This window comes from Zestosphaera sp., from assembly GCA_038727705.1.
Classification (GTDB): domain Archaea; phylum Thermoproteota; class Thermoprotei_A; order Sulfolobales; family NBVN01; genus Zestomicrobium.
Genome location: JAVYVJ010000001.1, coordinates 481,240 through 495,020 on the forward strand (window position 1 = coordinate 481,240; position 13,781 = coordinate 495,020).

The 13,781-nt window shown below is 50.1% G+C and carries 16 protein-coding genes; 14 read left to right on the plus strand and 2 right to left on the minus strand.

The window, feature by feature from the left end; genetic code table 11:
• Positions 1–41 precede the first annotated feature (41 nt).
• The 7 genes from QW772_02725 to QW772_02755 all read left to right on the plus strand — a co-directional run bounded on the left by QW772_02725 (position 42) and on the right by QW772_02755 (position 5,088).
• Positions 42–350 (plus strand): hypothetical protein, encoded by a 309-nt coding sequence (locus QW772_02725; protein ID MEM0037818.1) that lies wholly within the window; start codon positions 42–44, stop codon positions 348–350.
• 54 nt (positions 351–404) lie between these two features.
• Positions 405–842 (plus strand): cobalamin B12-binding domain-containing protein, encoded by a 438-nt coding sequence (locus tag QW772_02730; protein MEM0037819.1) that lies wholly within the window; start codon positions 405–407, stop codon positions 840–842.
• Positions 839–1,249: a methylmalonyl-CoA epimerase gene (gene mce, locus QW772_02735; GenBank protein ID MEM0037820.1), complete on the plus strand. Its 411-nt coding sequence runs from the start codon at positions 839–841 to the stop codon at positions 1,247–1,249. The genes QW772_02730 and mce overlap by 4 nt, the downstream gene beginning before the upstream one ends.
• Positions 1,224–2,921: a methylmalonyl-CoA mutase family protein gene (locus tag QW772_02740; protein ID MEM0037821.1), complete on the plus strand. Its 1,698-nt coding sequence runs from the start codon at positions 1,224–1,226 to the stop codon at positions 2,919–2,921. Before mce ends, QW772_02740 begins: the two co-directional genes overlap by 26 nt.
• Before the next feature lie 48 nt (positions 2,922–2,969).
• Positions 2,970–3,431 carry a DUF371 domain-containing protein gene (locus QW772_02745; protein ID MEM0037822.1) on the plus strand — a complete coding sequence of 154 codons (462 nt, stop codon included), beginning with the start codon at positions 2,970–2,972 and terminating at the stop codon, positions 3,429–3,431.
• 117 nt (positions 3,432–3,548) lie between these two features.
• Positions 3,549–4,253, plus strand: coding sequence for a protein-L-isoaspartate O-methyltransferase (locus tag QW772_02750; GenBank protein MEM0037823.1), 705 nt, complete (start codon positions 3,549–3,551; stop codon positions 4,251–4,253).
• Between the two features lie 184 nt (positions 4,254–4,437).
• The gene (locus QW772_02755; GenBank protein MEM0037824.1) at positions 4,438–5,088 is read left to right on the plus strand and encodes a 30S ribosomal protein S6e; all 651 of its coding nucleotides are present in this window, start codon (positions 4,438–4,440) and stop codon (positions 5,086–5,088) included.
• Here the strand turns inward: QW772_02755 and QW772_02760 are convergent.
• Together QW772_02760 and QW772_02765 are read right to left on the minus strand one after the other, a co-directional pair.
• Positions 5,077–5,514, minus strand: coding sequence for a UPF0179 family protein (locus QW772_02760; GenBank protein MEM0037825.1), 438 nt, complete (start codon positions 5,512–5,514; stop codon positions 5,077–5,079). The genes QW772_02755 and QW772_02760 overlap by 12 nt on opposite strands.
• An 80-nt stretch (positions 5,515–5,594) precedes the next feature.
• Complete coding sequence (locus QW772_02765; protein ID MEM0037826.1) at positions 5,595–6,653, minus strand: NAD(P)-dependent glycerol-1-phosphate dehydrogenase; 1,059 nt, start codon at positions 6,651–6,653, stop codon at positions 5,595–5,597.
• Positions 6,654–6,759: 106 nt separating this feature from the next.
• Between QW772_02765 and QW772_02770 the strand changes: the two genes are divergently transcribed.
• The 7 genes from QW772_02770 (at position 6,760) to QW772_02800 (ending at position 13,761) form a co-directional block, all read left to right on the plus strand.
• Entirely contained in the window at positions 6,760–7,350 is a 591-nt protein-coding gene (locus QW772_02770; protein ID MEM0037827.1) for a proteasome subunit beta, read from the plus strand.
• A 5-nt stretch (positions 7,351–7,355) separates the two neighbouring features.
• Positions 7,356–9,308, plus strand: coding sequence for a beta-CASP ribonuclease aCPSF1 (locus tag QW772_02775; GenBank protein MEM0037828.1), 1,953 nt, complete (start codon positions 7,356–7,358; stop codon positions 9,306–9,308).
• Positions 9,309–9,427: 119 nt separating this feature from the next.
• On the plus strand, positions 9,428–9,706 hold the full coding sequence (locus QW772_02780) for a hypothetical protein (protein ID MEM0037829.1): 279 nt from the start codon (positions 9,428–9,430) through the stop codon (positions 9,704–9,706).
• A gap of 184 nt (positions 9,707–9,890) precedes the next feature.
• A complete protein-coding gene (locus QW772_02785; GenBank protein MEM0037830.1) occupies positions 9,891–10,958 on the plus strand; it encodes a hydroxymethylglutaryl-CoA synthase in 1,068 nt (355 codons plus the stop codon).
• A gap of 2 nt (positions 10,959–10,960) precedes the next feature.
• Positions 10,961–12,130 carry a thiolase domain-containing protein gene (locus QW772_02790; GenBank protein MEM0037831.1) on the plus strand — a complete coding sequence of 390 codons (1,170 nt, stop codon included), beginning with the start codon at positions 10,961–10,963 and terminating at the stop codon, positions 12,128–12,130.
• Between the two features lie 5 nt (positions 12,131–12,135).
• Positions 12,136–12,555, plus strand: a complete 420-nt coding sequence (locus tag QW772_02795) for a Zn-ribbon domain-containing OB-fold protein (protein ID MEM0037832.1) — start codon at positions 12,136–12,138, stop codon at positions 12,553–12,555.
• 6 nt (positions 12,556–12,561) lie between these two features.
• On the plus strand, positions 12,562–13,761 hold the full coding sequence (locus QW772_02800) for a CaiB/BaiF CoA-transferase family protein (GenBank protein ID MEM0037833.1): 1,200 nt from the start codon (positions 12,562–12,564) through the stop codon (positions 13,759–13,761).
• Positions 13,762–13,781: the final 20 nt, after the last annotated feature.

Below are 13,781 nucleotides of genomic sequence, written 5' to 3' on the forward strand. Positions count from 1 at the left end.
TCTACCACGTTTTTAAGCAGGCTGCATAGCGTGGCGTTTATGTGTCCAGTTGCCTCTTATTCCACGGTGTTAATGAGGGGTTCCTGGTGGGGGTGTTGAGGGGGATGGAGGAGTTCTCTCATGATTTGAACAGACGCTTGATCATTAGGGTGCTCTCAAGAACACTGTATAACGTTACATCGGGCCAGGCTGCGCAGAACCATCGAATGGTCTGGGAAAGGCTACTCAAGATATTCCTGCTCAGAGGACGTGATGCGGCTCTTCCCACACAAAAGCCTGACGGAGGGCTTCTTCATAAGCTATATGGAGGTGAAGCGATGATGGTTCTGACCCTATTAAAGATTGTTTAGAACTCGCTTCAGGTCATTTTTAAGTCTCAGACGTCACTATATATAGGGATTCACGTGACCGCGTCGACCGTAGACACAATGCCTCAAACGATGGGGTTAAGGAGGAAGGTCCTTGTTTCCAAGTTAGGTCTTGACGGCCACGATCGCGGGGCTAAAGTCGTAGCGAGGGCCTTACGAGACGCTGGCTTTGAAGTGGTTTATCTGGGGGTCCACAAGTCTCCGGAGGACGTTGTGGAGGCGGCTGTTGAGGAGGACGTCGCCGCGATCGGCATCTCGATACTCTCAGGCTCCCATCTAGAGCTAGTGGCTGACTTACTCAAACTTATGAGGGAGAGGGGGGTTCACATCCCGCTCGTCGTCGGCGGGATAATACCGCCGGAGGACTTGAACGAGCTTAAAAGGCTGGGGGTGTTCGACGTCTTCATGCCGGGCACGCCCTTAAGGAAGATAGTTGAGGTCTTCGAGAAGGCTTGTGGGGTGAGTAACGCGTGAAGCTCGATCACATAGGTATAGCGGTCAAGAGTCTTGAGGACTCTCTGAAATTCTATAGGGACGTGCTTGGTCTCGAGCTTGAAGGCGTTGAAGAAGTTCCTGAGGAGAATGTTAGGGTCGCCATGCTCAGAGTCGGCGATACGCATATAGAACTCCTTCAAGGAACCAGCCCAGACTCAGCCATCAGCAAGTTCATCGAGAAGAGGGGTGAGGGGATACATCACATAGCTGTTGGTGTGGAGGACGTTGACAGGGTTGTTGAGGATCTGAAGAGTAGGGGGGCTCTCCTAACTTACGATAAGGCTAAGTTAGTCTCTAAGGGTTCTAGGAAAATTAATTTCATACACCCTAAGTCGACAGGCGGTGTTCTGCTTGAGGTAGTTGAGAGGTTGGGTAGCCATGGATGACCTGAAGGACTTAAGAGAGCGTTTTAACGTGTGGGTTAAGGAGGTCTTGGAGCCCACCCTAAGGAAATCTCCTGAGGCGAAAGCACGCTTCCTCACCGAGGAGGGGCTGGAGGTCAAGGGCCTCTACACACCCCTAGATACTGAGGGCACTGGATGGAATTACGTTGATAAGCTAGGATTTCCGGGCTCATACCCATTTACACGCGGCGTGTACCCGACCATGTATAGAGGTAGGGCATGGACTATAAGGCAGTACGCTGGCTTCGGTTCAGCCGAGGACACTAACGAACGTTACAGGTACTTACTAAACATCGGTCAGACAGGCCTTAGCATGGCTTTCGACCTGCCGACCCAACTCGGCCTAGACCCAGACAACAAGTTAGCCTGGTATGAGGTGGGCAAGGTAGGGGTCTCGATGCCTTCGGTGAGGGAGATGGATTTAGTCTTTCAAGGCATACCTATGGATAAAATATCCACATCCATGACCATAAACGCAACGGCGATCGAAGTGCTCTCAATGTATGTCGCGGTGGCTGAGTCCAGGGGTGTTAGTAGGTCCTTGCTTAGGGGGACCGTGCAGAACGACATTCTGAAGGAGTACATAGCGAGGAATAATTACATATATCCGCCGAGGCCCTCCATGCGTTACGCGACCGACCTTATAATGTACGCCGCCAAGAACATACCGAAGTGGAATTCCATAAGTATTTCGGGGTATCATTTCGAGGAGGCTGGTGCCACCCCAGCAATGGAGGTGGCCTTCACGCTGGCCGACGCTATAGAGTATGTTAACTGGGTCATCGAGAGGGGGATGAACGTGGATGAGTTCGCAGGGCAATTATCGTTCTTCTTCGCGGCTAGAACCAACCTCTTCGAGCAGGTAGCTAAGTTCAGGGCTGCTAGGAGGATGTGGGCCAAAATCATGAAGGACAGATTTAATGCAAAGGATCCAAGATCTATGATGCTCAGATTCCACACACAAACTGCAGGGGTCCTGCTGACGGCGCAACAGCCGCTGGTCAACCTGATAAGGACTACACTCCAGGCGCTTGCCGCAGTTCTGGGAGGCACTCAGTCATTACACGTTAACTCATATGATGAGGCGCTCTCACTACCTACGGAGGAGTCCGTCAAGCTCTCGGTCAGGGTTCAGCAGGCCCTACTCTATGAGGCTGGGGTCGTAGACTCGGTGGATCCGCTTGGCGGTTCATACTACATAGAGTGGCTCACGGATCAGATAGAGGAGAGGGCATGGAGGATGATTGACGAGATAGATAGGCTCGGCGGTATGATTAAAGCGATAGAGCTCGGATACCCGCAGAGGGAGATAGCAAGGGCTTCTTACGAATGGCAATTGAAGGTTGAGAAGGGGGAGGTACCAATAATAGGTGTGAACACTTTAGTCGAGGAGGAAATGCCCAACGTGAAGATACTGAGGGTTGACCCTAAAGTCAGGGAGAGGGTGATCGTCAGGCTAGACCAGTTGAAGAGGGAGAGGGACCCTGTCAAAGTCAGGGGGTCTTTAGACAGCCTCAGGAAAGCTGCCGAGAAGGAGGATGTCAACATCTTCCCCTACATCTATGAAGCGATAAAGAGTAAGGCAACTCTAGGTGAGGTTTCACAGACGCTGAGGGAAGTCTGGGGAGAGTGGAGGGCTCCAGAAGTCTATTGAAGCCAACGTATTAACGACCGTCGATAAACTTCAAGCAGTTGGTCGGAGGTGATTTCCTCGGAAAGCACTCGATACAGGATAGGACTTGATATCGTGCGTTTCAAAGGACATGCCAACGTGAGAGCAACACATGAAACTACTTTCGAGATAACTAAGGATCTCGAGCTAAGCCCTCGAGGGGACTGCATAATAGGGGTCGGCGCCGACAAGGCGCTGGCAGATCTGAACCGGGAGCTGAGGGAGATCATCAGAAGTAAGGACTCCCTAGTCGTCATATTGATAATTGATGAGCTCGGGAAACGTGACGTAGTGCTGGGTTCAGGAGACCTGCAACTTGAGTTAAGTGATGGGAGAAGGCTGATAGTACGGAAGTCCTCATACGTTAACTCAAGCACTCTAGCCATCAGAGCGACCAAGTCTGCGGCAGACCTTAACAGAGAGTTGATAGAGGACTTAAAACGCGGTGTTCATGCTGAAGCCTATATAATAGGCCTCACCACATACGGTTAGGGCTTCTTAAGGAAGGGCTTATAACTCCTTCATTATGGAGGGGGTTTCGGAGGTCTCCGCCACTTTGTCGAGGCCTAAGCTTGAGCTATTTATTTAAGCTTGGAGACCCCCATATTGTTGGCTGGGTTTAAGGTGACTTCAAGCGATATCTTTAAAGCTAGGAGGGAGGAGCTGGTTAGGGAGCTGGTTAGGGAGGGCATCCTCCGAAGCAAGGAGGTCATTGACGCTATGATTAAAGTTCCGAGGGAGGAGTTCGTTCCCCCGAGGTATAGAGACCTAGCTTACAGCGACACCCCATTACCCATAGGTTTCGGACAGACCATTAGCGCCCCGCACATGGTCGCTATAATGACTGAGGCGTTGAAGCCTTCTAAGGGGAACAAGGTCCTTGAAGTGGGTGCTGGCAGCGGATATCAGGCTGCTCTTATCGCCGAGATGGTTAAGCCGGAGGGCCATGTGTGGACTATCGAGATAGTGCCCGAGCTGGCGAGGTTCGCTGAAGACAACTTAAGGAGGACCGGCTACAGCGACTACGTGACCGTCCTGGTGGGCGATGGGAGTAAAGGTTATCCGGAGGCAGCTCCCTACGATAAGATAATAGTTACTGCCGCAGCACCGTCCATACCAACCCCCCTCGCCTCACAGCTCAGGGAGGGCGGCAGGATGGTGATCCCGGTTGGAACTGCTTACATGCAAGTGCTTAAGATAGTTGAGAAGATGGAGGGCTCTCTAAGTGTAGAGGATTCCATTCACTGCGTCTTCGTGCCTTTAGTGGGTGAGTACGGGTTTAAGAGATGGGGGGAGTCCTCAAGCATTTATTGAGCGACCGTAAAGCTTATAACCTTCGTGTCCTTCTAAGGTTGTGGCGGATTTGAGGTGTTCGCACTCGCTGGCTGGAAAGGGATAGGTAGAGATCTACGTGAAAGACGCGATGTCTTAGACGTCATGAAAACATTATTTTCCTCAAGTACGTATGTCGTGAGTAGCAGGTTAGGTGAGTAGTCGTATGCCTGAATTCAAAGTGATATTGTCGGATCCGGAGTCCGGGGAGCCGAAGCCCGTCCTAGTCAAAGTTGTGGGCTCTGATGAGCTCAGCTACGGCGAGGATCAGAAGAATGGCAGGGTTCTGACGGTATGTAGGATCAATCCCAAGACAAAGGACATGATTAACGCACCGCTAGGTGTGGCGACTCTCAGAATATGGAAGAACAAAGCCAATAAGGAGAAAGTCAGCTTGAGTGTGAGGCTGGTTGAGGACGCCTCCGTCCCGGAAGATACGGTAATCGTCCCCTCCGCATTCTTGGCTGAGAAGGTCGGGTCTGACACGTCTTTAGGGGAGGTCTTCAGGGCTAAGTCGTTCCAGCTCACCATCACCGGTGAGAAAGTTAACGCATTCATAGGTAAAAAGATAGGGGACACCATCACTGCCTCGGTTCTGGGTCTACCGGCAGAGTGGAAACTGCTCATCACCGGGGGCTCGGACAACTCAGGCTTTCCTATGATAGCGGCGCTGCAGGGAGGAGTTAAGAAGGCACTGCTGCTGTCGGAACCCCCGGGCTTCCATCCTAAAGACGATGGCGAGCGTAGGAGGAAGTACGTGAGAGGGAATACAATAACGGAGGAGATAGTTCAAATCAACACTAAATTAATCCGCTAAAACTACCTCCGCAGCCACCATGGATTCTTTGGACGCCCTGCAGTTGACTTTACCCCTCACGCTAACAACCCTCACGGGCAGGCTCTCCCTAACGTAGGGCGCATTGCATGTGGTGAAATACGGGCACTTCTTCTCACCGCAGTTAACGGGGGTGTAGACGAACTTAAGTCCCTCTAATGCAAGCCTCTTAGGGATCACCAAGACTACGGGTTTCTCCTCAACCTCGACGGTTGTTACGTACCCGTAGAGCCTGCAGGGGTTCCTAATGCCCGTGACCCTGATTACTTCGTAAAGGTGATTCGGCTTAAGCTTATCTACACACACAGCTCTGAACCTGCAACCAACGCATTCCTCAGACGGTTTACCGTGTATGAATACGTGGCCCTCCCTAGCCACTATGTGGTTAACCAGAGTTATCGTAGGCATTACCGTCACCCAACACTTCCATCCTCTCTTACCTTAAACATCTTTTAACAAAGCGATGCATTTAGGCAGTTACGAGAGCTTTAATCTATCACGCCCGTGACTCGGGCCAGTCTCTCTGCCGCCTCATACGTTAGGCCGCTTTCCCCGAGGATTGTATACCTATCTGGCCTTATTTTATGGGCTATTGATAGGGCGTTAATAACGTCAACGTCCTTAACCCCCAGCTCCTTCGCGGTTGTTGGTAGTCCTATCCTCTTGAGGACTTTCTTGATCTTACGCCATTTAAGCCCGTGGAGGTAGGACATCATTATGGTGCCGACCCCTACCTGCTCACCGTGGAGGGCTGGGTAGCCAGCAACTATGTCTAGAGCGTGGCTGAAGAGGTGTTCCGACCCGCTAGCCGGCCTGGTGCTGCCGGCTATGCACATAGCGACTGACGAGCTTATCAATCCCTCCACCACCACGCTGATCCCATCTGTCTCAGGCTTGGATATCATGTCCGCGTAGTTGATGATGTGTTTAGCTGAGAGCAGGGCGAGCTGTGCTGAATAACCTCCATAATATTCCCCCTTAAGCCTGTGGGACAGCCTCCAATCAAGAACTGCGGTGAACTTACCTATTAAGTCACCAGCACCTGCCTTGATCGCCCTGCCAGGTGCTGAGGCTATTAGCTCCAGATCCGCCACAACGGCCATAGGGGGTTTAGCCATCACTGAGGTCACGGACTCACCACCTCTAAGGGAGGCGAAGGGCGATGCTATCCCATCATGTGATGAGGTGGTTGGGACGCTTATGAAAGGCAAACCTAACCGTGTGGAAAGGCATTTGGCAATATCTATTGGCTTGCCCCCGCCCAGACCTACCACTACGTCCAGTTGGAGACGTCCTGAGGAGTCTGCAAGGCCGTTAACCTCGCTGACTGAAGGTCTGGAGACCTTGCTTACCTCATACTGGACATCACTGGAGGTCAGTATCTCGTCCACTACACGACCGACCAAACCCCACACGTTAGGGCCCGTGATTATCAGCACCCGCTTCCCTAATTTCAGCTCCTCAAGCACTTTAGGAATCTGCCAAACGACGTTCCTGCCGACCACTATCTTCTTAGGTAAGTCAATCACGTGAGGTTCCTTCTTCAACTCTTATACCTAAAGATAAACTTATATAGCGTGAGAATATATAGTTAATAGTGGACGGAGGCCGTTAATTTAAAAGACTTGACAGATAGATTTTGAGGTGAGGTGGATGAGCGTTTTGCACGGAACAACCACAGTAGGTCTTAGGTTGAGGGATTCGGTAGTGATAGCGGCGGATAAGAGAGCTAGTCAAGGATACTTTATCGCCCACAAGAGGGTCAGGAAGATTGTGAAGATAGATGATCACATAGTAATGTCCATAGCTGGGTTAGTCGCTGACGCGCAGATCCTTGCATCGCAACTCCAATACTTAGCTAGGAAGCACAGGTACGAGGAGGGGGCTCCAGTGCCTGTGAGAACCCTAGTCTCATATCTGGGGCTCCTGCTCAACGCATACAAATACTTTCCCTTCGAGGTTCAGCTGATTGTAGGCGGTTACGACACCGAGCCAAGACTCTACGCTGTCCAGTGGTTCGGTGACTACGTTGAGGAGAACTATACGGTCACCGGCTCGGGAAGTCCTGTAGCCGTCGGCCTAATAGAAAGCAGGTACTCGCCGGGTATGAGTGTTGATGAAGCCGTCAAGCTCGCCCTAGAGGCCATCAGGGCTTCGACAAGGAGGGATGTTTTCAGTGGTGAGGGCGTGGACGTTGCTGTGGTGAGGAGGGACGCAACGGAATTCCAGACCTTCAGCCTTTAAGAGGTATGATTCAAGTGACTTTAGTTGATAAAGTAAGAATGAAGATTTTAGAGGAGATATACAAGAACATACCGCCTGAGGCAGGTCTCACTAAGATAGAGTTTGAGGGGCCCGAGATAGCCATATACCTTAAGGACGTGAAGTCCGTCCTAGAGAAGGAGGAGCTGATAAAGTCCATAGCTAAGGTTATAAAGAAGAGGGTTGTCGTCAGGGTCGATGAGTCATCACGCAAAGACGTTGACGAGGTGCTGCAGATAGTACTCAATGAAGTGCCGCCCGACGCCGGCGTCACTAAAGATGACATCACCTTCGACGAGGTTCTGGGGGAGGTAGTCATTAAGTCCGTCAACCCTCTAATATTCTTTAAGGATAAACGTCAACTGTATAACAAGATCTTCATGGAGTCAGGGTGGAGGCCGCGCGTAGTGAGGAAGCCCCCCCTGCGGTCATCGATTCTGGAGTCAACTATAAAGTATTTGGTGACTCAGTCGGATCTAAGGAGGAGAATACTTAGAAGCATTGGCGATCGTATACATAGGGACACACTGTTTAAGGATCCTTACGTGAGGATGACGGCTCTAGGGGGGTTTCAGGAGGTCGGGCGGTCGTCAATACTTCTGGAGACGCAGGAGTCCAGAATCCTCTTGGACTTCGGGTATAACCCCTCAGCACCCGCGCTCAAGCAGTCAATGCCTAAGCTGGACATCCTTAATCTATCGCTAGAGGATATAGATGCGGTCGTGGTTACGCATGCCCATCTCGATCATTGCGGGCTAGTCCCCCTCCTCTTTAAGTTCGGCTATGACGGGCCGGTCTACGCCACAGAGGCTACTAGGGATCTTATGGTGCTGCTCCAGCTTGACCTGCTGGACATCTCGAGGCGTGAGGGGAGACCGCTGCCTTTCGACCTTCAGGACGTTCATAAGGCTTTGCTCCATACGATAACCCTCAAATACGGTGAAGTCACCGATATAGCGCCTGACATCAGGCTCACGTTCTACAGAGCAGGCCACATACTGGGTTCGGCTATAGCGCACCTACATATAGGGATAGGTCTTCATAACGTGGTCTACACCAGCGACTTCAAGTACGGCAAGACTAGACTGCTTGATGAGGCCCATACGGAGTTCCCCCGAGTAGATACTCTAATAATGGAGTCCACGTACGGGAATGCCACCCAGCTCCCGAGGGAGGAGGCGGAAGCCAAATTCATAGATCTGATTAACCGGACCCTCACTAGGAAGGGTAAGGTTCTGATACCGACGCTCGCCGTAGGCAGAGCTCAGGAGGTTTTGGCCATCATTGCGGCCGCTATGGATGAAAACAGGATTCCGGAGGTGCCCGTCTACGTTGAAGGCATGATAAATGAGGTGACCGCCATCCACACCGCGTATCCGGACCTGCTTTCGAGCGAATTGCGTAGTCTGATAAACGATGGCAGGAACCCGTTCCTCCATAAGTCGTTCAAAGTAGTTGATACGGGGAAAGCTAGGATGGAGATCATAGATTCGGACGAGCCCGCCGTGATACTCGCCACCTCAGGCATGCTCACCGGAGGCCCTGCCGTCGAGTACTTCAGAGCGATGGCCTCGGATCCTAAGAACTCCATAATATTCGTCAACTACCAGGTTGAGGGAACCTTAGGACGTAAGGTAAGAGACGGCGTGAAGAACATCAACCTAGTTGTGGAGGACAAGCTGGAGTCAGTGACCATCAACATGGAGGTCGACGCCGTAGAGGGTTTCTCGGGACACTCAGACCAGAATCAGCTACTAGCGTATCTGGAGAGTGTGTCACCGAAACCCAAGAAAGTGATACTGAACCACGGAGAGCCTGAAGCGACTAGCCGACTCTACACCCTGATAGAGGAGAGGAGGAGGAAGAATAAGACATTCCTACCACCAACTACCGAGCTCTACAAGCCTAGAGTGCTCGACTCACTAGCGCTGGTTGTGTGAGTTAAACGACTTATGGATCAGTTATACAGGCTACATGCCCTGTGAGGGGACTTTTAGGAGAGCTTCATGAGCAACTCTCGGCAGTTGTAGTTAGTAGCTTCTAAGGAGTCTTAGAATAAGTGAATGAGCTATATGAGGCCGTGGGAAGCGCAATACTGTATCACAGCTACAGCTACGCCTTAACTCACGACATTCAGTCCATGGACAAGGAGACTAAGGTGCTTAAAGAGGTTGACAAACTAGACGCGTTCGATGCCATCGGCTTCGTGGGAATCTTCCTCTCTACAGCCACGACCATGGAGCAGGTTTTAAGTGGGTCTGTGAGGTATTTCCGTGAGAAGATGCTGAGCCTACATATTCACATATACTGTAATCACTTGCAAAGAGGAGGTGCTTAAGCTCATATATAGAGTAGAGACTCTACTAAAATTTCTCGAAGAGGTGCTCGTCCATACCCCAGAGGAGTGAGGCATACAGGATTGTGTCCTCTATTGCGAGAGTGTTGATTAGACTATTGTCTATAAAACTCTTAACATAATCTTTTTAAACCCTATCTACCCCTAGTCTTTGGGGTATACCTTTATGAACTTTAAGGGAGAGATCCCAGCCATCTATGGTTGGGGTTCATACATTCCTGTTTACAGGATTAAACTCGACGAAATAGCTAGGGTGTGGGGTGATGAACCTGCCAGGGTCAAGAGCGGGCTACAGGTCGAGGAAATCTCGGTGAGGAGTCGAGATGAGGATCAGGTAGTCATCGCGGTAAACGCTGCCTGGAATGCCTTAAAAAGGGCTCCTGAGGTTAGCCCTAAAGACATAGGCGCTGTGTACGTTGGTTCTGAGTCTAAGCCCTACGCTGTGAAGCCAACAGCAACCATAGTTGCCGTTGCCGTAGGTGCACCGGTAACCATCAGAGCTGCTGATTACGAGTTCGCTTGTAAAGCCGGGACGGAGGCCGTCATATCCGTAATAGCTCAGGTAGCAAGCAGAATGATCAAGTACGGCTTGGCTATAGGCGCTGACACTTCTCAGTCATGGCCTGGTGATGTGTTAGAGTATACAGCAGGCGCGGGCGGATCAGCGTACATAATTGGGCCTAAATCCAATACCAGCGTTGCTTACTTTGAGAGTCAATACTCCGTCGCCACAGATACTCCTGACTTCTGGAGAAGAGATGAAATCAAATACCCTAGACACATGGGTAGGTTCACAGGAGAGCCAGCGTACTTCAAGCACATCACATTAGCCGCTAACGAGCTAATGAGCAGAGAGGGTCTTAAGCCAAGCGACTTCGATTATTTCGTGCCGCATCAACCAAATGGGACATTCCCTGTTAGAGTTGCTCTTAGGTTAGGCTTTAAGTTGGAGCAGGTTAAGCCGGGGCTCATATCACCATGGGTCGGGAACTTCTACTCCGGATCTTCATTAACTGGGTTATCGAGAGTGTTGGATAAGGCCAAGCCTGGTCAGAGGATATTGCTGGTCTCATTCGGATCTGGGGCCGGTGCTGACGCTTTCAGCATAGTGTCACAGGAAGCTATAGAAGAGAAGAAGAAGCTGGCACCAACAGTTGATGAGCAAATCAGCAGAAAGAAATATGTTGATTATTCAACGTATCTAAGGTTCTGGGATAAGATATATGGGGTGTAATCATGAGAGGGGACGTGGCTGTAATAGGGGTAGGCATGACTAAGTTTGATGAGCATTGGAATAAGCAACTAAGGGATCTCTTTGTTGAGGCGGCTCTAGAGGCTCTTGATGACGCACGCGTGGATCTTAAGGACGTTAAAGCGATGTTCATTGGTAATATGGGCTCAGGCATGTGGGTTGAGCAGGAGCATTTAGGTCCTTTGTTAGCTGACTACCTAGGGATTCCTGGAGTGCCATCCTTAAAGGTTGAGTCTGCGTGTGCGTCTTCAGGAATGGCATTTAGATTAGGGTTTATGTCTGTTGCAGCAGGTCTTCATGACATAGTCCTCGTGGGGGGTGTTGAGAAGATGAGTGATGTGACAACTGGTGAGTCTACACATCACTTAGCGACAGCAGCTGATAGAGAGTGGGAGGCATTCTACGGAGTGACGTTCCCAGGCCTCTTCGCCTTGATAGCCAGGAGGCATATGAAGCAGTACGGGACTACTAGAGAGCAACTGGCTAAAGTGGCTGTCAAGAACCATAAACACGGTTCCTATAATCCTAAGGCGCAGTATCAGAGAGCGATATCGATAGATGATGTCCTCAATTCACCTCTGGTAGCGGACCCGTTAAGGCTACTCGACAGCTCACCGATCAGCGATGGTGCGGCGGCCGTTATCATAGCGAGATCCGACATAGCAAGAAGGTTCACGGACACGCCGGTCTACGTACTGGGTAGCGGCACTGCAACTGACACGATAGCCCTCCACGACAGAGACGACATAACAATCCTAAGGTCTGTTGTGTTAGCAGCTAAAGAGGCCTACAGCATGGCTAAGGTGGAGCCTGAGGACGTGAACCTCGCTGAGGTGCATGACTGCTTCACAATAGCAGAGATCCTAGCCTACGAGGATCTGGGTTTTGTCAAAAAGGGTGAGGGTGGTAGGTTAATTGATGAGGGGATGACTGAATTAGGAGGTAAGATACCGGTGAACCCGAGCGGTGGCTTAAAGGCTAAAGGCCATCCAGTCGGTGCAACGGGGATCGCTCAAGTGGTGGAAGTGACATTGCAACTCCGCAATGAGGCTGGTAAGAGGCAAGTGTCTAACGCCGAGATAGGCTTAACGCACAATATCGGAGGTTCAGGCGCCTCATGTGTTGTCCATATTTTAGGGAGGAGTAGGAGGTGAGACGTATGAGTAACATGTCCGTGCCAAAGGCACCAAGGATATGGCAATTAGCTGAAAGGAGGTACAGATTAGTAGGTAGTAAGTGTTTAAAGTGTGGGAGGCTCTTCGTAGGATTAAGGAAGGTCTGCCCTCAATGCAAGAGTACGGAATTTGAGTACGTTGAGCTGAGTAGGAGAGGCAAGATATATTCATACACAGTCATTAGGGCCCCACCCATGGAGAGAGAGAAGTATGGCCCTTACATAATGGCTATAGTAGAGCTTGATGACGGCTGTAGACTAACTGCAGAGATCGTCGATTGCTCGTCGGAGGAGATCGACATAGGCACTGAGGTTGAAGCGACTTTCAGAAAAATTGGCGAGGAGAGCGAATCAGGCATAATATACTACGCCTGTAAGTTTAGGCCGGTGGTAAAGGGGGTGTGAAGTGTTTTGAAGAAACCTTTAGAGGGTGTTAGGATTATCGACTTGTCAAGAGTTCTAGCAGGACCTTACTGTACTATGATCTTAGCTGATTTAGGTGCTGAGGTGATTAAGGTTGAGAGGCCAGGAACTGGGGATGACTCAAGACATTTCACACCATTCATAAATAATCAAAGTGCCTATTTCATTAATATAAACAGAGGTAAGAAGAGTGTTGTAATAGATCTTAAGAAACCTAAAGGTAGAGAAATATTCTTAAGATTGGTGGAGAAAGCTGATGTGCTTGTAGAGAACTTCGCTCCCGGAACCATGGAGAAGTTAGGGTTAGGTTACGACGTGATTAACAAGGTCAATCCGAGAGTAATATACGCGTCTATATCAGGTTTCGGCCAGGAAGGTCCGTATAGAAATAAGACAGCTTACGACTTGATAGCGCAGGCTATGGGAGGCATAATGAGCATCACTGGGTGGCCTGAATCGCCACCGACCAGAGTGGGCACGGCCATAGGAGATATTCTAGGTGCTCTATACGCTACCATAGCTATCCTGGCCGCCTTAAAAGCTAGAGAGGTGACAGGGGTGGGAGAGAGGATAGATATAGCGATGGTTGACTGCGTTGTCCAGGCGTGTGAAGCCTACAACATGATGTGGTTGGTTGAAGGCAGAGTACCTACCAGAATAGGCAATAGGTATGAATTCATTTATCCGTACGATACCTTCAAAGCGAAGGACGGCTGGGTTGCTATAGGGGTTGGGAATAACGAAATGTGGAGCAGATTCTGCAAGGCCATAGGAAGGGACGACCTAATAAACCACGAGGACTTCAACACAAACATGAAGAGAGTTAAGAACCACGTTAAGGTGAAGGAGATAGTAGAAGAGTGGACATCAAAACTAACTACGAAGAAAATTGCTGAAATACTTGAGAGATATGAGATACCAGTCACACCAGTATACACTATGAAAGACGTATGGGGGGACGAACATATAGTCACACATAGAAAGATGTTAGTTAAGATAAATCAGCCAGAGATAGGTGAAATGCCGGTCGTTGGAACCCCTCTCAAGATGAAGAATCTAACCTCAGAGGTCGGAGGCCAGGCCCCGCTGTTAGGACAACATACTAAAGAAGTACTCACGACACTCTTAAACCTTAATGAAGATGAAATAAATAAGCTTGAGGAGGAGGAGGTTATATATTGTCGATAAGATATATAAAGCTAAATGTA